At 64.6% G+C, this 20,532-nt stretch carries 19 protein-coding genes; 16 read left to right on the plus strand and 3 right to left on the minus strand.

Features of this window, described 5'->3' with window-relative positions:
- Window positions 1–52 precede the first annotated feature (52 nt).
- The 3 genes from ACTWQD_RS11945 (at window position 53) to ligD (ending at window position 3,310) form a co-directional block, all read left to right on the plus strand.
- Window positions 53–739, plus strand: coding sequence for a DNA alkylation repair protein (locus ACTWQD_RS11945; RefSeq protein WP_443196343.1), 687 nt, complete (start codon window positions 53–55; stop codon window positions 737–739).
- 147 nt (window positions 740–886) lie between these two features.
- Entirely contained in the window at window positions 887–2,056 is a 1,170-nt protein-coding gene (locus tag ACTWQD_RS11950; RefSeq protein WP_443196344.1) for a cytochrome P450, read from the plus strand.
- Window positions 2,057–2,065: 9 nt separating this feature from the next.
- Window positions 2,066–3,310, plus strand: a complete 1,245-nt coding sequence (ligD, locus tag ACTWQD_RS11955; protein ID WP_443196345.1) for a non-homologous end-joining DNA ligase — start codon at window positions 2,066–2,068, stop codon at window positions 3,308–3,310.
- A 16-nt stretch (window positions 3,311–3,326) separates the two neighbouring features.
- Here ligD and ACTWQD_RS11960 read toward each other — a convergent pair whose 3' ends face one another.
- On the minus strand, window positions 3,327–4,055 hold the full coding sequence (locus tag ACTWQD_RS11960) for an AfsR/SARP family transcriptional regulator (RefSeq protein WP_443196346.1): 729 nt from the start codon (window positions 4,053–4,055) through the stop codon (window positions 3,327–3,329).
- A gap of 283 nt (window positions 4,056–4,338) precedes the next feature.
- Between ACTWQD_RS11960 and ACTWQD_RS11965 the strand changes: the two genes are divergently transcribed.
- A complete protein-coding gene (locus ACTWQD_RS11965; protein ID WP_443196347.1) occupies window positions 4,339–4,866 on the plus strand; it encodes a DUF427 domain-containing protein in 528 nt (175 codons plus the stop codon).
- Between the two features lie 110 nt (window positions 4,867–4,976).
- Here ACTWQD_RS11965 and ACTWQD_RS11970 read toward each other — a convergent pair whose 3' ends face one another.
- Together ACTWQD_RS11970 and ACTWQD_RS11975 are read right to left on the minus strand one after the other, a co-directional pair.
- Window positions 4,977–5,114, minus strand: a complete 138-nt coding sequence (locus ACTWQD_RS11970; protein ID WP_082699382.1) for a methionine/alanine import family NSS transporter small subunit — start codon at window positions 5,112–5,114, stop codon at window positions 4,977–4,979.
- Window positions 5,111–6,685, minus strand: a complete 1,575-nt coding sequence (locus ACTWQD_RS11975; RefSeq protein WP_443196348.1) for a sodium-dependent transporter — start codon at window positions 6,683–6,685, stop codon at window positions 5,111–5,113. The genes ACTWQD_RS11970 and ACTWQD_RS11975 overlap by 4 nt, the downstream gene beginning before the upstream one ends.
- A gap of 302 nt (window positions 6,686–6,987) precedes the next feature.
- Between ACTWQD_RS11975 and ACTWQD_RS11980 the strand changes: the two genes are divergently transcribed.
- The 12 genes from ACTWQD_RS11980 (at window position 6,988) to ACTWQD_RS12035 (ending at window position 20,455) form a co-directional block, all read left to right on the plus strand.
- Complete coding sequence (locus ACTWQD_RS11980) at window positions 6,988–7,581, plus strand: hypothetical protein (protein WP_443196349.1); 594 nt, start codon at window positions 6,988–6,990, stop codon at window positions 7,579–7,581.
- Between the two features lie 134 nt (window positions 7,582–7,715).
- Window positions 7,716–8,777, plus strand: coding sequence for an NADP-dependent oxidoreductase (locus ACTWQD_RS11985; RefSeq protein WP_443196421.1), 1,062 nt, complete (start codon window positions 7,716–7,718; stop codon window positions 8,775–8,777).
- The gene (locus ACTWQD_RS11990; protein ID WP_443196350.1) at window positions 8,774–9,631 is read left to right on the plus strand and encodes an alpha/beta fold hydrolase; all 858 of its coding nucleotides are present in this window, start codon (window positions 8,774–8,776) and stop codon (window positions 9,629–9,631) included. The genes ACTWQD_RS11985 and ACTWQD_RS11990 overlap by 4 nt, the downstream gene beginning before the upstream one ends.
- Before the next feature lie 73 nt (window positions 9,632–9,704).
- Entirely contained in the window at window positions 9,705–10,307 is a 603-nt protein-coding gene (locus ACTWQD_RS11995; RefSeq protein ID WP_443196351.1) for a TetR/AcrR family transcriptional regulator, read from the plus strand.
- A gap of 135 nt (window positions 10,308–10,442) precedes the next feature.
- Window positions 10,443–11,486, plus strand: a complete 1,044-nt coding sequence (locus ACTWQD_RS12000; protein WP_443196352.1) for a LacI family DNA-binding transcriptional regulator — start codon at window positions 10,443–10,445, stop codon at window positions 11,484–11,486.
- A 91-nt stretch (window positions 11,487–11,577) separates the two neighbouring features.
- Window positions 11,578–13,038: an extracellular solute-binding protein gene (locus ACTWQD_RS12005; protein WP_443196353.1), complete on the plus strand. Its 1,461-nt coding sequence runs from the start codon at window positions 11,578–11,580 to the stop codon at window positions 13,036–13,038.
- The gene (locus ACTWQD_RS12010; protein ID WP_443196354.1) at window positions 13,035–13,964 is read left to right on the plus strand and encodes a carbohydrate ABC transporter permease; all 930 of its coding nucleotides are present in this window, start codon (window positions 13,035–13,037) and stop codon (window positions 13,962–13,964) included. The genes ACTWQD_RS12005 and ACTWQD_RS12010 overlap by 4 nt, the downstream gene beginning before the upstream one ends.
- 8 nt (window positions 13,965–13,972) lie before the next feature.
- The gene (locus tag ACTWQD_RS12015; RefSeq protein WP_443196355.1) at window positions 13,973–14,884 is read left to right on the plus strand and encodes a carbohydrate ABC transporter permease; all 912 of its coding nucleotides are present in this window, start codon (window positions 13,973–13,975) and stop codon (window positions 14,882–14,884) included.
- Between the two features lie 23 nt (window positions 14,885–14,907).
- Window positions 14,908–16,425: a glycoside hydrolase family 32 protein gene (locus ACTWQD_RS12020; RefSeq protein ID WP_443196356.1), complete on the plus strand. Its 1,518-nt coding sequence runs from the start codon at window positions 14,908–14,910 to the stop codon at window positions 16,423–16,425.
- 27 nt (window positions 16,426–16,452) lie between these two features.
- Window positions 16,453–17,400: a carbohydrate kinase family protein gene (locus tag ACTWQD_RS12025; RefSeq protein WP_443196357.1), complete on the plus strand. Its 948-nt coding sequence runs from the start codon at window positions 16,453–16,455 to the stop codon at window positions 17,398–17,400.
- Window positions 17,401–17,629: 229 nt separating this feature from the next.
- Window positions 17,630–18,700 carry a LacI family DNA-binding transcriptional regulator gene (locus tag ACTWQD_RS12030; RefSeq protein WP_443196358.1) on the plus strand — a complete coding sequence of 357 codons (1,071 nt, stop codon included), beginning with the start codon at window positions 17,630–17,632 and terminating at the stop codon, window positions 18,698–18,700.
- Window positions 18,701–18,778: 78 nt separating this feature from the next.
- The gene (locus ACTWQD_RS12035; RefSeq protein WP_443196359.1) at window positions 18,779–20,455 is read left to right on the plus strand and encodes an ABC transporter substrate-binding protein; all 1,677 of its coding nucleotides are present in this window, start codon (window positions 18,779–18,781) and stop codon (window positions 20,453–20,455) included.
- Window positions 20,456–20,532 lie beyond the last annotated feature (77 nt).

Consider the following 20,532-nt stretch of genomic DNA (forward strand, 5'->3'; position numbering starts at 1 on the left):
ATGCAGGCCTTCCGCTAGGCTGGGTCCCCCACGCGAGGAACAGGAGACCGGAGTGCCCGGGACTACATCGGCAGGCTCGACACTGGACGAGGTGAAGGCCGAACTGGCCGCGCTCGAGGACCCGCGGGCGCGTGCGGTGAATGAGCGGCACGGCGACGATCACGGCGTGAACCTCAGCAAGCTGCGGGCGATCGCCAAGCGGCTGAAGACGCAGCCGGACCTCGCGCGGCAGCTCTGGGCGACGGACGACACCGCGGCGAAGCTGCTGGCGATCCTGGTCTCCCGTCCGAAGGCATTCGGGCGGGACGAGCTGGATGGGATGCTGCGCGGGGCGCGCAGCCCCAAGGTGCACGACTGGCTGGTGAACTACGTCGCAAAAAAGAACCCGAACTCCGAGGAGCTGCGCGTGGCCTGGTTGGCCGATCCCGATCCGGTGGTCGCGAGTGCTGGCTGGGCGCTGACCACTGAACGTGTAGCGAAAAACCCCGAAGGCCTGGACCTCCCGGAACTGCTCAACATCATCGAGGCGGACATGTTGGACGCCCCGGACCGCCTGCAGTGGGCGATGAACCACTGCCTCGCCCAGATCGGGATCGAGCACGCCGGGCACCGTACCCGGGCCCTGGAGATCGGCGAGCGCCTGGAGGTGCTCAAGGACTACCCGACTCCCCCGGGCTGCACCTCACCGTTTGCCCCTGCCTGGATCGGCGAGATGGTGCGCCGGCAGCAGACGTCCTAGGAAGGTTGGCCCGCATTTTCCGCTGACGTGCGGAGCCGAGTCGGATAAACTCAGGGTCTCACGGTCCACTAACCCGACGCCCCACACCGTCCGGCCAGACCATTCGGCCGGGCCGGCGGACCGCCGGGCTGAGCAGAGAGGCCAGCCATGGACTTCGACCCGGCCACCGAACATCCGCTGGATCCCTTTCCCCACTACGAGCGCATGCGGGCAGCCGCACCCGTCTATCTGGACGAGCCGACGGGAAGCTGGCACGTCTTCCGGTACGACGACGTGCAGCGGGTGCTGTCCGACCACGCCACGTTTTCCTCGCGGATGGGCGGCGACGAGTCTTCCGAGGCGGGACACCTGTTCGCCTCAAGCCTGATCACCACCGACCCGCCCCGGCACCGGCAGCTGCGGTCCCTGGTGACCCAGGCGTTCACGCCGCGGGCCGTCGACGCGCTTGCTCCCCGCATCTCCGAGCTGACGGACGGTCTTCTTGACGGGATCGCGTCCCGCGGATCAGCGGACCTGATCGAGGAACTGGCTTACCCGCTGCCGGTCATTGTGATCTCGGAACTCATGGGGATTCCCGCGGAGCACCGTGACCGCTTCAAGCAGTGGTCCGATGCGATCGTCAGCCAGACGCGAACCGGCGCTTCGACTGAGGACCATCAGGCCGCCAACCAGGAGATGACCGGGTACTTCCTGGACCTGATCGAACAGCGGCGGAGGCTGCCGGGCGATGACCTGATCAGCAACCTGCTCGCCGCAGAGATCGACGGGCAGAAACTGAACGTGGGCGAACTGCTGGGCTTCTGCGCCCTGCTGCTCGTCGCAGGCAATGAAACAACCACCAACCTGATCGGCAACGCGGTTCTTTGCTTCACCGAAGTGCCCGGCACGGTGGCCCGGCTGGTGCAGGAGCCGGCGTTGCTTCCCCAGGCCATAGAAGAAGTTCTCCGCTTCCGCTCCCCCGTCCAGTCCATGTACCGGGTGACTGCTGCCGACGCCAGCCTGGGCGGGGTCCGGATTCCTGCCGGCGCCCCGGTGGTGGCCTGGATCGGCTCCGCGAACCGCGACGAGCGGCAGTTCGAGCGGCCGGCGGAGTTCGACGTCGACCGCGGCCAGACCCGGCACCTGGCGTTCGGCCACGGCATCCACTTCTGCCTCGGCGCTCCGCTGGCACGGCTGGAAGCGAAGATCGCCCTCGACGCCCTCCTGTCACGCTTGCCCGGACTCGCCCTCGCCCCGGATGCGCAGCTTGAACGGATGGACAGCACCATCGTCTACGGGCTGAAGGCGCTCCCGGTCAGCTGGCAGGCACACAGCTAGCGTGGCGGCATGAACCCGTCAAAGACACCGCCCCAGGTCCTCGATGTTGCGGGCGCCGAGGTCAGCATCTCCAGCCCGGACAAGGTGGTCTTCCCGGAGCCCGGGCTGACGAAACTCGACCTGGTCCGCTACTACCTCGCCGTCGCGGATGGTGCGCTGCGCGGTGCCGGCGGACGGCCCATGGTGCTCAAGCGCTTCCCCAAAGGGATCGGCGCCGAGCCGTTCTTCCAGAAGCGTGTTCCGGAGAACCACCCCAACTTCATCGACACGGCAACGCTGCACTACGCGTCAGGGACGTCAGCCGAAGAGGCGGTCATCCGGAATGCTGCGGGCCTGGCGTGGGTGGTTAATCTCGGCTGCCTGGATCTCAACCCGCACCCCGTGCGCGCCGAGGACCTGGAGCACCCCGACGAGCTCCGGGTCGACCTTGACCCCATGCCGGGAGTCGGCTGGAAGCAGATTGTCGACGTCGCCTACATCGTGCGGGAGGTGCTCGACGACGTCGGGCTGGTGGGGTGGCCCAAGACCAGCGGATCGCGGGGGCTTCATATCCTGGTGCGGATCGCTCCGCAGTGGTCCTACCGGGATGTGCGGCTCGCTGCCGAGGCCCTCGCCCGCGAGGTCGAGAACCGCGCCCCGGACCTTGCCACCGCGCGCTGGTGGAAGGAAGAGCGCGGCGAGAGCGTGTTCGTCGACTTCAACCAGAATGCCAAGGACCGTACCGTGGCATCGGCGTATTCGATCCGGCCGCTGCCCGACGCCCGGGTTTCGACTCCGCTCACCTGGGATGAGGTCGCCTCCGCCCGTCCGGAAGACTTCACCGTGCCCACTGTCCTCAAGCGCTTCGCGGCGGTGGGCGACCCGCACTCCGGCATCGACGACGCGGCCGGGAAGCTCGACAAACTCCTCGCTGTCGCCGTCGAGCTCGGCCCCGCCGAGAAAGCGCCGCCCGGGCGCAACGGTTCGGGCCGCCGGCAGTCCGTGATGCCGCTGATCGAAGTGGCACGGACCAAGAGCAAGCCCGAGGCGCTCGCGGCGCTGGGCCAGTGGAGAGCCCGGCATGCCGACGTCGTCGCGGCCCTGCATCCTGCCGACATCCTTGTCGACGGAATGCGCGGATCCAGTTCCCTCTGGTATCGGGTGCGGGTGAACCTGCAGCACGTCCCCGAAAACCAGCGCCCGCCCCAGGAGGAGCTCATCGCCGACTACGACCCGTGGGCGGGAAAAGAGTGGCCGGGGCGCCCGGGGTCCTGACGCCCGCAAGGCGGGATCAGAAGTATTCACCCATCAGGCGCAGAATATGCTTCGATGGCGCGAGGCCCATGTCCTCCATGAGCTTTCCCCGATACATTTCGAATGCGCGAATAGCGGCAGCATTGTTACCCTGTTGCCTTTGTGCCTGAATAAGAAGTCCAACCGCACTTTCATAAAGCGGTTCAAGCTGGAGGGCCGCCTCCGAGGCTTCTGCGGCAATCTCAAAGTCTCGCCGCGCCAGTGCTTCCCGGCCAATGATATGGAAAGCGTGCAGGCGATCCTGCCGCAACCTGCTCTGTTCAAAAAGCACCCAGTCCTCGTACCAGCCCGGCAGCAGGTCGGCGTCGCGCAAGAGGATCAGCGTGGCGGCTGCGTTCCCGCTAAGTCCGTTCTGGCTGAGGTCCCGGACGCAGGTGCGGAAACGGTGCAAATCCACGTCCACCAATTCGCTGAGGGAAAGCTCGGGACCTCCGTTGACCAGCAGGCCCGGAACCTGCCGCGACACCAGGTGCATACTCACGCGAAGGCTCTCCAGGGCGCGGCTCTCGCAGCTCTCCGGCCACAGCAGCCCCACCAAATAGCTTCGGGGACGGGGGCCGTGGATCGCCAGCGCAGTGATGAGCCGTTGCTGCCGTGCCGCAACGTGCAGAACGCACGAGTCGCTGCGGAGCTTCCACGATTGGAATAGGCTCAGCTGAAAATGGCAAAAGTTGCCGTTTACCATTGATACCCCCAGATCCAGCACAACCGTAAGCTGGAATAGTTCTAGCAATGAGGATGCGCATTGAGGCCGAGCATGTCAATGGCCCGCGAAAACTGCGAATATTTATGAAACAGGCCGATCAGATAGCGGCAAGCCGGCACCTAATGCATACGACTAAAAACAAATATCCAGGCCCCACCATCAGGGTCGAAAGACTCTTGGGAGACATTTTCATAAGGGTGTCACTTTAAATTATGCGGCTCCTACGTTTTTATGGGCCAACCGGACACTCCGCGGCCGAGGAGGCAACGGCTAGCATAGGGACATGGCTCCAGATCACGGTATTTCCGGCTTGTTCCGGCGTCCCCGGCCCATCAAACCCATGCCCGGTCAGGAGTCCGTCTGGGACTACCCCCGGCCACCCAGGATCGAGCCGCGGTCCGAACGGGTAGTGGTGCGTCTTGGCGGGCAGGTTATTGCCGACACCACTGATGCCGTGCGCGTCCTGGAGACAAGTCATCCGCCCGTCTATTACTTGCCGTTGGCCGCCTTCCCGCCCGGTGCCCTCATCCCGGTTCACGGCACCACCTTCTGCGAGTTCAAGGGGGAAGCGCACTACTTCGACGTCGTTTCCGGTGGCGTGGTGGCCCGCCGTGCCGGGTGGACCTATCCGAATCCCGCGCGGGGGTTCGAGGCGCTCAGCACCCGGGTGGCCCTCTACCCGCGCCACATGGACTCGTGCGAGATCGACGGCGAGCACGTGACCTCGCAGGACGGCGATTTCTACGGCGGCTGGATCACCAAGCGAATCGTGGGTCCCTTCAAAGGCGGCCCGGGAACGGCCGGCTGGTGAGCGCGGCGGGCAGGGGCCAGCTCAGGTCGACGTTGCAGGATCCGCAGTCGGCGCCCGAGGCCTGGCGCCGGATCGCAGCCGACTTCGCCCGGCACGTGAAGGACTAGCAGTCAGAGCTCGGGTGCGTGCTCCTCAGGCAACGCTCCCTCATCCTCGGGGTGGCGCTTGAGGTTGAGCAGCGAGAGCGCCAGGCCACCCCAGACCGTGAGGATAGCAATGATCATCATGGTGATGGCGATGGTTGTCACCGTGCCTGCTCCTCTTCCTCTTCCGTTTCCTCGTCCACGATGGACTGATACTCCGGGTCGTGGTGGGCCTTGGATTTACGGCTCCAGGGGATGAACGTCAATATCAGCGCCAGGACCACCAGCCCGCCGGCCATGCCCCAGCCGAACAGGCCCACAAACCAGGCCGGATAGCCTTCATAGGTGGTGGTGATCTTGCTGATGAATTCGTTGGACACCATGTAGATCAGGGCGAGCGGCACCACACCCGCCACCAGCACCATCCACGTCCGGCGCATTTTGATCGTCGAGGTGCGGTTGAGGTGCGCCGACAGCAGAGGCAGCTTACGCAGGAACCATGCCAGCACCATGACGGTCACCAGCGCTCCCAAAGTGATGCCGAAGCTGTTGACGAACGCATCGGACGTGTCCAGGAGGTAGAGGCCGGTCGCCGTCGGGAAGAGTCCCAGCGACACGGCCGCCACCAGCCCGCTGACCACGACGGACGCCTTGACGCGCCCCCAGCCCAGCTTGTCCTGCACCGCGGCCACAATGACTTCCAAGACCGAAATCAGTGATGTGACGCCCGCGAACACCAAGGATCCGAAGAACAGGACCCCCATGACGGCGCCGAGCGGCGCCTGGGACACGATGGTGGGGAACGCGACGAAGGCCAGTCCGATGCCTTGGGTGACAACATCGTTGATGCCTGTTCCGGCGGCCTGGGCCATGAACCCCAGCGCGGCGAACACGCCGATGCCGGCCAGGATCTCGAAGCCCGAATTGGAAAAGGCCACCACCATGCCTGAACCGGTGAGGTCGGTCCTGCGCTTGAGGTAGGAGGAGTAGGTCACCATGATGCCGTAGCCCACCGAGAGCGAAAAGAAGATGTGCCCGTAGGCCGCAGCCCAAACCGCCGGATCCCCCAGCGCGGCCCAGTCGGGGGTGAAGAAGGCGTTAAGCCCTTGTGCTGCACCTGGCAGGAACAGGGACTGGACCACCAGGAGCAGGAACATCACCATCAGCAGCGGCAGCAGGATCGAGTTGGCGCGGGAGATTCCCTTGCGGATTCCGGCCACCATGATGGCGATGACAGCGATCCAGATGAGCAGAAGCGGGAAGAAAACGGCCGGCACGTACGTGAAGCCGACGCCTGGCGCCTCGGAGAGGGCGAGGAACGTCCCGAAGAAGTAGCCCTCGGCGTCGTCCCCCCACGCCTCGGTGAAGGAAAAGATGGTGTACATCAGGGACCACGCGATAATCACGGCGTAGTAGGCGGCGATCACGAAGCAGACCAGCACCTGCCACCACCCCAGCGGCTCGGCCGCACGGTGGAGCCGCCGGTAGGCCAGCGGGGCGGAGCCGCGGAACTTGTGCCCTACCGCGTAGTCCAGGAAAAGCAGCGGGATGCCCGCCGTCAGCAGCGCCACGAGGTACGGGATCAGGAAGGCGCCGCCGCCGTTGTCGTAGGCGATGTAGGGGAAGCGCCAGATGTTGCCGAGGCCCACGGCTGAACCGATGGCCGAAAGGATGAACAGCCTGCGCGTGGAGAATGTCTCGCGCTTCGCTGCGGAGGGGGAAGCCTGGCCGCTCATCCCGTCACGCCCTGCACAACAGTTGTTGGGTTTGTGCTGCGGCGCTGGACACCGCGCTTTTCTGGCCGGTCCATTGGGGCTCGCTCTCGGATGAAGGGGGAAGTCCGATTACTGGCTATGCCGCGACTTTACTGTCGGCCGTCGCTTCAGGGAAGACCCCGGGGTCTCCGGAGGCGGACGGGTTGTTCCCACAGGAACGACGGCGGCGCCAGGGCATGCCGGTAACAGCCCGGTAACGGGGCGGCTGGTGTACTTGCTGCAGCCGTGAGAGGCCCCTCCCCCAGAGCGAAAGGATGAAGGCGATGTCCTCCCAGAGTGAAGAGAACAGTGCTGCGGTGGTCATACAGGTCGGCGACAGCGAGCCGGAGGTCCACGACGGCGTCTCGCCGGACGACGTCATCGGGATCATTGCCCGTGCTGACGAGGGTATGGCCGGGCGCCTTCGGGCGGCGGAAGAGCGGGTGAAAGCCATCCGCGCAGAGGTGGTGGGCGATCCCGACATGACCGTGGAGTACTTCCTGTTGCAGCGGGCCCAGAGCCGTGTGGGCGAGTTGCTCAGCCACGACCTTGAGCATTTGGAACCCGGGGAGCACCGGGCCCGGGTGGACCAGTATCACCGGTATGCCGAGGTGGGATCGGCGCTTCTCTACCGGGACCGCGACTTCAAAGGCGGGTCGAAGTTCTTCACTGTCACCTGGCCGAACTTCAAGTGGTGGCCCTACAAGTTCAACGACGCCGCATCGTCGGCCAAGGCGTGGGGCGGCAACATCCTGTTCCAGCACACGTGGTACGGGGGCCGCCGCCTCTATCTGGTGGGGCTGCCGTATGTGGAGTTCGCCGACCTTGGCCGCTTCGACTTCAACGATATGGCCAGCTCGTTTGTGTCCCTGCCCTGAGGTGAGCCTGCACGGCGCCACACGCCGCCTCGGCCACCGGGATGCCGGCTTGCCCGCACGGTGGTGATCGTCACGTTGACACCTTTTCTGAGTGCACTCATAATTGATTGTACTCAACAGAAAAGGGCGTCACCGTGAAAGCGTTCGTCATCGATAAATACAAAGCCGACCTCCGGATGGCCGAGGTGGCCGAGCCGGCCATCGGGGATAAGGACGTCCTGGTCCGGGTCGAGGCGGCCGGGCTCAACCAGCTGGACGAGAAGGTCCGCCTCGGCGAGTTCAAGCAGATCCTCCCCTATGCGCTGCCGCTTGTCCTCGGCAACGACCTGGCCGGCACGGTCCTCCGTGTCGGGGCAAAGGTGGACAGCTTCAAGCCGGGCGACGAGGTCTTCGCCAGGCCGGACGCGGCCCGCATTGGCACCTTCGCCGAACGGATTGCCGTCGCGGAGGCGGATCTGGCGATGAAGCCGTCATCAATCACCATGGCCGAGGCAGGCTCCCTCCCCCTGGTGGCTTTGACCGCCTGGCAGGCCCTGGTGGAGCGCGGAAACGTGCAGCCGGGGCAGAAGGTCCTTATTCATGCGGGCGCAGGCGGAGTGGGCACCTTGGCCATCCAGCTGGCCAAGCACCTTGGTGCGACGGTGGCCACCACCGCCAGCGCCGCGAACGCGGAATTCGTCCGCGGGCTGGGCGCCGACACCGTTATCGACTACCGGAACGAGGACTTCGAACAGATCCTCAGCGGCTTTGACCTGGTCCTCGACAGCCTCGGCGGGCCGAACCTGGAAAAGTCCCTCCGCATCCTCCGGCCCGGCGGCAAGGCCATTGGCATCGCAGGACCGCCGGACCCCGCCTTCGCCAGTGAATCCAGCCTCAACCCGCTGCTCCGCCTCGGCATTGCCGGGCTGAGCCGGAGGATCCGCAGCCAGGCGCGGCGGCTGGGCGTGCACTACGAGTTCCTGTTCATGCATGCCAGTGGGGAGCAACTGGACCGGATCGCACGGCTAGTGGACGACGGCGTGCTGCGGCCCGTCGTCGGACGCGCCAGTCCGTTCGCCCAGACTCCGGAGGCCCTGCAGGCCTTGGGAACCGGAGGACTGCGCGGCAAGGCCGTTATCATCAATCCCCCGGGCAACGCCCCGGCCGATGCCCGGCCCGAAGCCGCGGCTCAGCACAGGCAGGGAGAGCCGGCATGAGCACCTCCGGCACCCACGTCCCCACTTCCTATGCCGCGGCGCCCACCCGCACTGTCACCGCCGACGGTGTCAGCTACGCCTACCGTGAACTGGGGCCAAGAGGCGGGGTTCCGGTGGTCTTTTTCCACCACCTCGGCGCCAACCTGGACAACTGGGACCCGCGGATCATCGACGCCCTTGCCAAAGAGCATCATGTGATCACCTTCGATAACCGCGGCCTCGGTGCCAGTACCGGTGCGGTGCCGGGCAGCATCGGGGCCATGGCCGATGACGCCGCCACCTTCATCCGGGCCCTTGGTTTCGACAAGGTGGACATATTCGGTTTCTCGCTGGGCGGCATGGTGGCCCAGGAGCTGGTCGGGAAGCACCCGGGCCTGGCCCGGAAACTCATCCTCGCCGGCACCGGCCCCAGAGGCGGGAAAGGCCTGGACAAGGTTGCCCGGGTAACCTACCTGGACGTGCTGCGGGCTGCCCTGGTGCGGGCTGATCCGAAGGAGTTCCTGTTCTTCAACCGCAACGCCGCCGGCAAGCAGGCAGCACAAGCGTTCATCGAACGCCTTCAGGAACGCACCGCCGGCCGCGACCGGCCGGTCCGGATCCGGGCCTTCCGAACCCAGCTGAAAGCCATCCGGGACTGGGGACGTGCCGAGCCAGCCGACCTGTCGGCCATCAGGCAGCCCACGCTGATCGCCAACGGCGATCATGACCGCATGGTCCCGTCCAACCTGTCGATGGACCTGCACCGGCGCATCGCAGGGTCCGAGCTGGTCATGTATGCGGACTCCGGCCACGGCGGCATCTTCCAGTTCCACGGGCAGTTCATTCCCGTGGCCGTCGAGTTCCTGAATCGCTGACGCCGGGCGGGCACCCCATTGGCTACACTCAAAGTCAGTTCAACCACAGGACCGTCCCGGAGGACCCACCGCCATGCACCTTGCTTCCCAGCCCGTCGGCCGGCGGGAACGGAACAAGCAGGCCAAGCTTGACCGGATCACGGCGGCGGCCCGTGAGCTGTTCGCCGAGCACGGCATTGACGACGTCACCACGCAGCAGATCGCGGACAAGGCCGACATCGGCACGGGCACCCTGTTCCTTTACGCCAAGAGCAAGGGCGAGCTGCTGCTGCTGGTCCAAAACTCGGCCTACGCAGATGCACTCGCCAAGGGCACCGCGGACGCTGCGGAAACCCCTGAGCCGCTCGACGCCGTCATGGCGATTATCCGCCCGGTGGTGGAGTGCAACCGGACGCAGATCGACAACGGCCGGACCTACCTGCGGGAGATGGTGTTTGGCGACCCCAATGAACCCCACCACCACGCAGCCCTGACGCTCGCCGCAGGGACCGAGGCCGCAATCGCCGGCGTCCTGCACCGGGACGGCCGCACTCCGGCCGATGCTGCAGCAACGCTCGCCCGCGTGGTCTCCGCCATCATGTTCCTCAGCATGGCCGCGTCAACCAACGTCGCCTGGACGGTGGAGGACCTGCTCCGCGACATCCGGGAGCAGGTCGGAGCCATCCTCCCCGGCTGAACTGCAGCGCCGCGGCCCCGGACAACCGCCGGGTGATCAATGCCGAGGCAATGCATATCCCGAGATCCGCGAAGGTGTGTGCACCCCTGACCTGACACGAGTTAGGTATGCTAAGCAAAAGGCAAGGGGGCAGGCATGGTCAATCGTAAAGCGACAGCACTGGATGTGGCGCAACGGGCGGGCGTATCCCGCAGTGCAGTGTCACTGGTGCTTAACGGCAGGGCTAACGGCAACGTCACCGCGGAACGCCAGGAGCGGGTGCTCCGCGCCGCGGCGGAGCTAAATTACACACCCAACTCCATTGCCCTCAGCCTGCGCAACCAGCAGACATCAACGATCGGCATCATTACAGATGACATCGTCACCAGCCCTTTCGCCGGCCGGTTGATCAGCGGCGCCTCACGCACGGCCCTGGCGCGCGGATACATGGTCCTGGTGGTCGATACCGAACATGACGCGGCCCGCGAAAGCGCTGCGGCGCAGCAACTGGTGCACCGGCAGGTAGACGGAATCATGTACGCCACCGGCAGCCTGCGCGAGATTACCGCCCCGCCGGGCATGCTCACCCTGCCCGCCATTCTGGCCAATTGCACTGATGCCGGCTCCCAGCTCCAGTCGGTAATACCGGCAGAGGTCGACGGCGGACGCGCCGCGGCACAGCTGCTGATTGACCTGGGCCACCGCCACATCACCCTGTTGACCGGAACTCTTAGCTCACCCGCCGCCCCGCAGCGCGAACAGGGTTACCGCGAGGCCATGAACGAGGCGGGCCTGGGCCCCGAACAACAGCATGTCCACACGACCGGATGGGACATCGACGAGGGCTACCGGGCCGCTTCCTCTGTCCTCGGCGGCAGAGACCGGCCGACGGCGATCATTTGCTCCAACGACCGGGTCGCCACCGGCGTTTTGCTTTACGCGGCGGCCGCGGGACTGCGCGTACCGCAGGATCTGTCCGTGGTGGGCTATGACGACCAGCAAAACCTCGCTGCCAACCTTGTCCCCGCTCTCACCACGGTGGCACTTCCGCACGCCGAAATCGGAGCAGCGGCCATGTCCCTCCTGCTGGATGCGGTCGAAGGAAAAGCCCCAGCAGCTGAGCAGCCGGCGGCTGGAAATCTCCTGATGCCCTGCCGGATCATCCCCCGGGCGTCCACCGCAGCGGTACCCGCCCGCTGACCCGGCAGGCCGTTGCCACCGGCAAAGTCATACTTGACACGTGTTAGGTCGCCTCACTAGCCTACTAAACACGTGTTAGGAGGAGTCGACAATGACGTCTGAAAAGACACCGGGGCAAACTCAGCCCCCGTATCCGCCGCGGCCCGGCAGCGGACTTTCACAGCTCACGCGGCGTTCCCTGCTGGGCGTGGCGGGCCTCGCTGTTGCAGGAGCCACGGTGGGCGCCTGGCCACGGCTTACCGGGACTGACATCCCGGGCCGCGGCAGCAAGGCCCTGAGCATCGCCATCCTTGGAACCGCAGCGGACGCAACGGCCCGCCAAAGCCTGGTTCAGGCCTTTACCGCCGCCCACCCGGATATTCCGGTCCAGGTGCAGGCCATCCAGGGCGCGGACTGGAAGGATTTCTTTTCTAAAATCCTCACCATGGTCGCGGCCGGAACGCCGCCGGACGTTGTCTACGTGGCCACCGAGGGCGCCCAGCTGTTCGCCGACAAGCTCGCCGAGCCCCTGGATGATTATGTCCGCCGGGACGCTGCCGATATGAGCGACTACTTCGACGACGTTCATCCGAGCCTGCTGGAAGCCTTTATGTACCAGGGAAGCCTTTACCAGCTTCCGCTGGACTGGAACGCGGCGAACATGTATTTGAACACCACAACCTTCGCCCAGGCCGGCCTTGACCGGCCGAAGGACGACTGGACGCAGGATGACTTCAGCGCCACCCTCCGCGCCCTGCGGAACGCGCGCCCGGCCGACTTCACCCCGTACTACTGGACCAACCGGCTTTTTGGCGGAGTAGTGCCATGGCTGTACGCCAACGACACCAGCTTCCTCACTGAGAGCAAAGCCTCCGGCGGGGACTGGCTTTGGGACCGCTTTTACCCCACGGATCCTGCCCGGGCGGCACGCGGCGGGGGGTATCAGTGGCTGGCCCCCAACGCCGAGGACGCGCGGGTTATCGAGACCTTTGACTACCTCCGCGAACTCGTGGCCGAAGGACTGGGCGTGCGTCCCGAATCCGGGGGCGGCAACGCCCTGGTTGGCTTGTTCGGCAACAACCGCATCGGCACCACGCCGGCGGGCGGCTACTGGGCGCAGGGCCTGCACGATGCCGGAATGACCCCCGACCAGTTCGACGTCCAGTTCTTTCCCCGCTGGCGGACGCAGCGGCACCAGTTCGGTGCTGCCGGCTATGCGATCATGCGCACGGCGAAAGACAAGGACGCCGCCTGGGAATGGGTGAAGTTCTGCTCCAGCCGCGAAGCGATGCAGTTGGCCATGCCCAAGCCGAACACCACTCCCACCCGCCGTTCGATGGTGAACGAATCCTTTTACGCCGCCACCGGGCCCCGACACTGGAAAGTCTTCTACGACACCCTCGACAGGTTCCCCACCTCCGGTCCGATCCCCGCGCCCCCGCAACAGGCCGCCGTGGAAACTGCCCTGATGAAAAATGTTTCCACCGCTGTCAGCGGTAACTCCGCCGGCGTACGGACAGCAATGGCCACCCTGCAGCGCGATCTCGAACTGGCCCTCAGGAGGAACGCATGACCACCACTTCCACCGCCCCGCGCCAAAGCGCAAAACCGCCGGCCGCGCGACGCTCGTTCGTCGAGCGATGGCTGGCGTTGATATTCCTTGCCCCCACACTGCTGGGGATGGCCCTGTTCACTTTCCTGCCGATCATCGGCTCGCTGGTCCTGGCCTTCTTCCGATGGGACATCATTTCAGCACCCCAGTTCGTCGGTTTCGCCAACTTCGCCTCCCTGGCCCAGGACCCCACCGTCCGGGTGTCCTTCCTGAACACCATCGTGTTCGTCGCCGTCGCAGTAATCCTTCAGCTTGGCATCGCACTGAGCCTGGCTTCCATGCTCCAGGCCAGGATGCCGTCCTGGCTCAGGGTCTTCCTCCGTTCCACCTTCTTCTTTCCCCTGGTGCTGTCCGCCGCGTCGGTGTCCATCTTCATGCGGTACATGTTCAACGAACAGTTCGGCGTGGTGAACTGGCTGCTGTCGCTCATCGGCATTCCCGCGGTGCCCTGGCTGACCAGTCCCGTGGCCTCCGCCGCCGTCGTCGTCCTGGTGTACGTCTGGCAAAACTTCGGGTTCTCCTTCCTTCTCTTCCTCGGCGCCCTGAGCAACATTCCGAAAGAACTGCACGAGGCAGCAAACCTGGACGGCGCCACGGGCTGGAAACAGTTCAGCTACGTCACCCTTCCCCTGATCAGCCCCACCGTGCTCGTTGCCTCTGTCATGGCGATGATCAGTGCGCTGCAGGTCTTCGACCAGCCCTACGTACTGACCAACGGCGGTCCCGGGGATTCCACCCGGACCGCCGTCATGGTGATCTTTGAATCCGCCTTCCAGCAACTGGAATTCGGCGAAGCCTCGGCCATCGGCCTGGTGCTGACAGTGCTGATCCTTGCCGTCACCGCCCTGCAATTCCGACTCAGCTGCCGCTTCGTCTTCTACCAGTGAGGTCCCTTATGTCCAGCCAGACCCTGCAGACCGGGACCAGCGAGCATTCGGCTTCCACCAGCGGCACGCCGGCCACCCGCACGCCCTACCGCAACAGCCGCCTGCCCGCTGCAGGAACCGTCGGCAGATACGCCGCGCTAGCGGTGGCTGCGGCCCTGACCCTCGGCCCTGTCCTGTGGACCCTGTCCACCTCGCTGCGAACGCCGTCGGAGTCCTTCAACCTGCCGCCTTCCTTCCTGCCCCTCAACCCTGACTTCACCGCTTACGAGGAGGTGTTCAGGCAGATCAACGTCGGCCTCCTGGTCCTGAACAGCGCCCTGGTGACCGGGCTGATCGCGCTTGGCCAGATGGCTTCCGCCACTCTGGCCGGCTACGCCTTCGCCCGCCTGGACTTCCGTGGCAAGAAGGCCATCTTCTCGTTGGTGCTGGCCACGATGATGGTTCCCGTGCAGGTCACCATCGTTCCGGTGTTCATGCTCATCCGGGGGATGGGTCTGTCCGATACCCTGCTGGCCCTGATCCTGCCGGCCATTCCCACCGCCTTCGGCACCTTCCTGATGCGCCAATACTTCCTGGGCCTGCCAAATGATTTTGCGGAAGCGGCCGCCCTGGACGGTGCCGGACCGTGGCGAATCTTCCGTTCCGTTTACGTACCGTTAGCGGTCCCGGGCATGGCCATCGTCGGGATCCTTGCCTTCAACTTCCACTGGAACGAGTTCTTCCGGCCTCTGATCCTCACTATCAGCGAACAGAACTTCACTCTTCCCCTCGGCCTGGTCACGCTCCAGGGCAACCTCGGCACCGGAAGCATCTCGGTGGTCCTCGCCGGCGTGATCCTGTCCATGCTGCCCGCACTGGTCGTCTTTATCTTCGGCCAACGCACCCTGCGCGAAGGCCTCACGGCCGGCGCGAGCAAATAACACTGACCTTCATAAGGAACCTCATGGAAACCATCACCCCGACCAGTACGGCAGCCACCGCAGACAGCTACCGCCCGGCCCTGCACTACACCGCACAGGACACCTGGCTCAATGACCCCAATGGCCTGATCTTTCATGAAGGCGTCTACCACCTCTATTACCAGAACAACCCGCTGGGAAATGTTTGGGGAAACATGTCCTGGGGTCACGCCACCTCCACAGACCTGCTGTCCTGGACCGAGCACGCCGTCGCCATCGCCTGCGACGAGAACGAAGACATTTTTTCCGGCAGCGTCGTCCATGACCGTCACAACACCAGCGGATTCGGCAGCGGGTCCGTTGCCCCCCTCGTGGCGATCTACACCAGCGCCTTCAAACCGGGCTCACAGTATGAGGGCGTTCAGGCCCAGTCCCTGGCCTACAGCCTGGACGGGGGCTACAGCTGGACAAAACACACAGGCAACCCCGTCCTTAACCGCGGGTCCGCCGAGTTCAGGGATCCTAAGGTCATCCGGTACGACGGCGGCGCGGGCAGCTACTGGGTGATGGTCGCCGTCGAAGCCAAAGACTTCCAGGTGGTCTTTTACAAATCCCGCGACCTGAAGAATTGGGAACTACTGAGCACTTTCGGCCCTGCAAACGCCACCGGCGGCGTTTGGGAATGCCCTGACCTGTTTCCCCTGCCCGTGGACGGCGACCCTGAAAACGTCAAGTGGGTCCTCACTGTCAACCTCAACCCCGGCGGGCCCAACAACGGCTCAGCCGGCCAATACTTCATCGGTGACTTCGACGGAACCACATTCACCTCCGCCAGCACCGTAACCGACGGCCTGCAGGACCCTGGCCGGCTGAGCGAATACCGCTGGCTGGACTGGGGCCGGGACTATTACGCCGCCGTCTCCTTCAGCGACGCCCCGGACAACCGCCGCCTCATGATCGCCTGGATGAACAACTGGGAATACGCCAACCACATCCCCACCACACCGTGGCGGAGCCCCATGAGCCTCGCCCGCGAAATTTCGCTCCAGACCAGTGACGGAAACCTGTCCCTGGTCCAGCGACCCGCGGGTGATTGGACAGACCTGGCTGACGCTGAGTTGTTCCGCCTTTCCGGAACCACCATCCACGACGGCGTGCAGGTTCTGGCGGGCGCGGCCGGCACGGTCCAGCGCATTGACGTCAACTTCACCCCCGGAAGCGCAGAAGAATTTGGTCTCATCCTGCGTGGTGACGGCGTGAAGGGAACCCGCGTGGGCATTCGACCCGGGCAAGCCACACTGCTCGTGGACCGGCGCGAATCCGGCAGGACAGACTTTCACGCGTCCTTCAGCTCCATCGACACCGCTCCCGTCCTGGCGAAGCAGGGGTCCTACGACCTCACCATCTTCGTGGACCGCTGTTCCGTTGAAGTCTTTGCCCAAGGCGGCAAGGTCACCATGACCGAACTGATCTTCCCGGCCGAAACCAGCACCGACCTCGCCGTTTACGCCGTCGGCGGCGCGGCCACCATCAACAGCCTCCAGGTCACGCAGCTCGGGTAGGGCAGCACCAAACAAGGAACAACAAACATGCACAACAACGGGAAACAAAACCCTCCCGAGCAGGTGATGGACGTCGTCGTTATCGGGGAAGCCCTGATCGACATCGTCACCACGCCTGAGGGGACCAGTGAACATCCCGGCGGTTCACCGGCCAATGTCGCCTACGGCCTGGCCCGCCTGGGAGTGAGCACCGGACTGCTCACTTCCATGGGTACCGACCGCCGTGGTGATGCACTCGAGGAGCACCTCGCCGGGGCCGGGGTGACGCTCTTGCCCGGCTCCCGGTCTCTGGAGAGAACGTCGACGGCGACCGGCACCATTGCGCGCGATGGCTCGGCGAGCTACGCCTTCGACATCTCCTGGGATGTGGAACCGCAGGATCTTGGACCTACTCCGCCCAAGGTCGTTCACACCGGTTCGATTGCGAGTTTTCTGTTACCGGGCGCCGGCGGCGTCAAAGCTATGCTCCAGGAAATCCGCAGCGAGTGCATCATCACCTACGATCCCAACATCAGGCCAGCCCTGCTCGGAACCCATGCCGAAGCACGGCAAACTTTCGAGGAACTGGTGCAGCTCACCAGCGTCGTCAAACTCAGCGATGAGGACGCCGAATGGCTCTACCCGAAGAGGGCCCTGGAGGAAACCGCCACACACATCCTGGATCTGGGAGCGGAGCTGGCTGTCATCACCAGGGGCTCATCAGGCTCATTGCTCGCGACACCCACCACCTCCCTCAGCATTCCTGCAGTGAAGACCCCAGTGGTTGACACCATTGGCGCTGGCGACTCCTACATGTCGGCCCTGATCCTGGGACTCCTCACCCGCGGAACCAGCGGCCTGGCGCCCTCCGTCCTGGACCAGTTGGGATGCACGGCGGCCGCTGCGGCCGCGATCACCGTATCCCGGGCCGGCGCCCGGCCGCCAACCGAAGACGAACTCCGCTCAAAGCTTCAGCCCCTGCCTTCGCACTCGTAGCACGAACCCTCCGTGCGACGCCGTGCGCAGGGCGGCATGGGGACCCTCCCCCCTGCCAGGGCCGCTAAGAGTGCCTCGCTGACGGCGCCACCGCGACGGAAGGTGCACCGTGGGCCATCCCAAAAGTAACCCTTGACACAGATCCAGTAACGCGCGTAACCTCTATCACATGCGCTAGTAACGCGCGTTACCTACTTGGCAGCACTACCGACCACCACCGGAGTATTCAATGGCGAAGACCACCACCTCGACCCATGCCGGGGCTGCGCGGCAGCGGGGTGTCACCATGAATGACGTTGCCAAGCACGCCGGCGTTTCCCGGACCGCGGTCTCGTTCGTGCTGAGCAACCGCGAAAATGCCAGCATCTCCGAGGAGACCCGCGCCCGGATCAACGAAGCTGTTCGGGTCTTGGGCTACCGCCCGAATGCCGGGGCACGTGCGCTGGCATCCCAGCGCAGTGATTGGTACGGGATTGTCACCGAGATCGTGACGGCACCGTTCGCCGTCGACATCATCAAAGGTGCACAGGACCAGGCCTGGCTTGACCGTCGGTTCCTGCTCATCGCGCCCTCCGACCAGGCCGATGCCGTAGGACCCAACCAGGGCATGGAAGACGCCGCCATTGAAAAGCTGCTGGAACAACGCGTGGAAGGCCTTCTCTATGCAGCCACGTACCACCGGGGCGTTCACGTTCCCGAAAGCGCCAACGAGGTACCCACCGTCCTGATCAACTGCTTCGATGCGGACGGAAGGCTGCCCTCGATTGTCCCCGACGAGCGAGCGGGCGGCCGCGTCGCCGTCGAACGTTTGCTCCAAGCCGGCCACCGCCGGATCGGAGTGATCAACCTGGACCCGGATATTCCGGCAGCAGTCGGACGTTTGGCAGGTGCCCGCGAGGCACTTGCCGACGCCGGCCTCGAGCTGGACCCGGAGCTCGTGGTGCCCGGACATGCGACGGCTGACGGCGGCTACGAGGCCGCCTGTGAAATCCTGGACCGCTACACGGAAAAGGACAGGCCAACCGCGCTGTTCTGCCTCAATGACCGCATGGCGATGGGCGCTTACGACGCCATCAAAGAACGGGGCCTGACCATCCCCGGAGACATCGCCGTGATCGGCTTCGACAACCAGGAACTGATTGCGGCCTACCTTAGGCCCAAGCTGACCACGGTTGCGTTGCCGTTTGAAAAAATGGGCGCCCTGGGAGTCCAGACGCTCGCAGCTCTGACAGCAGGACAGCCGATAATTGCCGACCAGCAATTAGTCGGCTGTCCGCTGCTAGAACGCTCTTCGGTCTGACCGCGAAATCAATAGCGAAGAGCAACCCCTCCCCCACCCCTTCACCTTGCTGATGAAGATAGGAAAGAGATAACCATCATGACACAACCCCGATTCCTGAGGGCTGCCCGCACAACGGCGGCCGGGCTGGCGGTGGGCGCACTGCTGCTGACCGGCTGTGCAGCCACCGTGAACAAGCCTGCCGGCACCGACGCCGCAGCGAACGCCAGCGCCTTTCTCACCATTCCGCGTGAGGACATGGGCACGTTTGTGCAGAACTTCAACCCGTTTGCACCCACCGTCAACCCGATGGTCCAGCAGTCCATCTACGAGTCGCTACTGATCTTCAACCCGGCCAAGGGCGACACCGTGCCGTGGCTGGCCACTGAATGGGAAGCCGCCGACGACGGCAAGTCCATCACCTTCACCCTGCGCGATGGCGTTAAGTGGTCCGACGGCCAACCGTTCGTGGCCGAGGACGTCGCCTACACCTTCGAGCTCCAGAAAAAGATCAAGGGTGGTTACGACTATCTGGACACCGTTGCCGCGGAAGGCACCAACAAAGTTATCTTCAACTTCAACAAGCCCTGGTCACCGGCTCTCCACGACGTCGGCCAACTCACCATCTTGCCCAAGCACATCTGGTCCGCCCTCGCCGATCCGGAGAAGGACGCCAATGCCAAGCCCGTCGGCACAGGCCCTTACACCGAGGTTGACAGTTTCCAGGCCCAGTCGTTTGTGCTGAAGAGGAACCCCAACTACTGGCAGCCGGAAAAGCAAAAGATCGCCGGTATCAAGATGCTCGCCTTTGCAGGAAACGACGGCGCCAACCTCGCCGCCGCGAACGGCGACGTGGACTGGGCTCCGCAGTACATCCCGAACATTGAAAAGACGTTCGTTTCCAAGGACAAGGAACACCGCCACTACTGGTTCCCGGCCACGGGCGCCATGATCAACTGGCAGCTCAACACCACCAAGGCCCCCTTCAACGACGTTGATGTCCGCAAGGCCCTAAGCATGGCCGTTGACCGGGAGCAGGTCACCAAGATCGGCATGAGCGGCTACGCCAAGCCTGCGGACTGCACCGGGCTCTCCGGCAACTACGAGGCCTGGAAGAACAACGAGGTCAAGGAGAACTGCACCTGGACCAAGCTGGATGTCCAGAAGGCCAATGAGCTGCTGGACAAGGCGGGCTACCCGAAGGGTGCTGACGGCAAGCGCACGCTCCAGGATGGCAAGCCTTTCGAATTCAAGATCTCCGTGGGCGCGACTTCTTCTGACTGGCTGTCCGTGGCCAACGTGATCGCGCAGAACCTGGCAGAAGTCGGCGTCACAGCAAAGGTTGAGTCCCCGGACTGGGCTGCCGTGGTTGCCGGCTACGAGACGGGCGACTTCGACTCCGGCATCGTCTGGAGCGCCAACGACCCCAGCCCGTACAAGTACTTCAACACCTCCATGGGCACGGCCACCGTCAAGCCTGTGGGCACCAAGACGTTCGACAACTACCACCGCTTCGGGGACACCAAAGCCGACGCACTGCTGGCGGAATTCGCTGCAGAGGCCGAGGAGTCCAAGCAGAAGGACATCGCCAACAAGCTGCAGGAACAATACGACGACGCCGCACCGCTGGTGCCTCTGTTCTCCGGCCCGGAATGGGGCGCCTTCAACGACACCCGCTTCACCGGCTGGCCCACCGAGGGCAATCCTTATGCCACCCTTTCGGTCCGTGCACCTACGACGGTGCTGGTATTGACCACGCTGGAACCGCGCAAGTAACGCAGCGGGCCACCCACACTGCACGCCCGGCGGGCAACCAACCCCGCCGGGCGTGCCTCCAAACTTTCCGCAATTCC

This window comes from Pseudarthrobacter sp. 1C304 (genome assembly GCF_052245515.1).
Classification (GTDB): domain Bacteria; phylum Actinomycetota; class Actinomycetes; order Actinomycetales; family Micrococcaceae; genus Arthrobacter.

Coding starts and splice junctions, on each gene's coding strand:
- ACTWQD_RS11995 (WP_443196351.1), top strand. CDS start 9,705: ATGCACCTTGCTTCCCAGCCCGTCGGCCGGCGGGAACGGAACAAGCAG.
- ACTWQD_RS12020 (WP_443196356.1), top strand. CDS start 14,908: ATGGAAACCATCACCCCGACCAGTACGGCAGCCACCGCAGACAGCTAC.
- ACTWQD_RS12030 (WP_443196358.1), top strand. CDS start 17,630: ATGGCGAAGACCACCACCTCGACCCATGCCGGGGCTGCGCGGCAGCGG.
- ACTWQD_RS11980 (WP_443196349.1), top strand. CDS start 6,988: ATGTCCTCCCAGAGTGAAGAGAACAGTGCTGCGGTGGTCATACAGGTC.
- ACTWQD_RS12035 (WP_443196359.1), top strand. CDS start 18,779: ATGACACAACCCCGATTCCTGAGGGCTGCCCGCACAACGGCGGCCGGG.
- ACTWQD_RS11950 (WP_443196344.1), top strand. CDS start 887: ATGGACTTCGACCCGGCCACCGAACATCCGCTGGATCCCTTTCCCCAC.
- ACTWQD_RS12005 (WP_443196353.1), top strand. CDS start 11,578: ATGACGTCTGAAAAGACACCGGGGCAAACTCAGCCCCCGTATCCGCCG.
- ACTWQD_RS11965 (WP_443196347.1), top strand. CDS start 4,339: ATGGCTCCAGATCACGGTATTTCCGGCTTGTTCCGGCGTCCCCGGCCC.
- ACTWQD_RS11990 (WP_443196350.1), top strand. CDS start 8,774: ATGAGCACCTCCGGCACCCACGTCCCCACTTCCTATGCCGCGGCGCCC.
- ACTWQD_RS12025 (WP_443196357.1), top strand. CDS start 16,453: ATGCACAACAACGGGAAACAAAACCCTCCCGAGCAGGTGATGGACGTC.
- ACTWQD_RS12010 (WP_443196354.1), top strand. CDS start 13,035: ATGACCACCACTTCCACCGCCCCGCGCCAAAGCGCAAAACCGCCGGCC.
- ligD (WP_443196345.1), top strand. CDS start 2,066: ATGAACCCGTCAAAGACACCGCCCCAGGTCCTCGATGTTGCGGGCGCC.
- ACTWQD_RS12015 (WP_443196355.1), top strand. CDS start 13,973: ATGTCCAGCCAGACCCTGCAGACCGGGACCAGCGAGCATTCGGCTTCC.
- ACTWQD_RS11975 (WP_443196348.1), bottom strand. CDS start 6,685: ATGAGCGGCCAGGCTTCCCCCTCCGCAGCGAAGCGCGAGACATTCTCC.
- ACTWQD_RS12000 (WP_443196352.1), top strand. CDS start 10,443: ATGGTCAATCGTAAAGCGACAGCACTGGATGTGGCGCAACGGGCGGGC.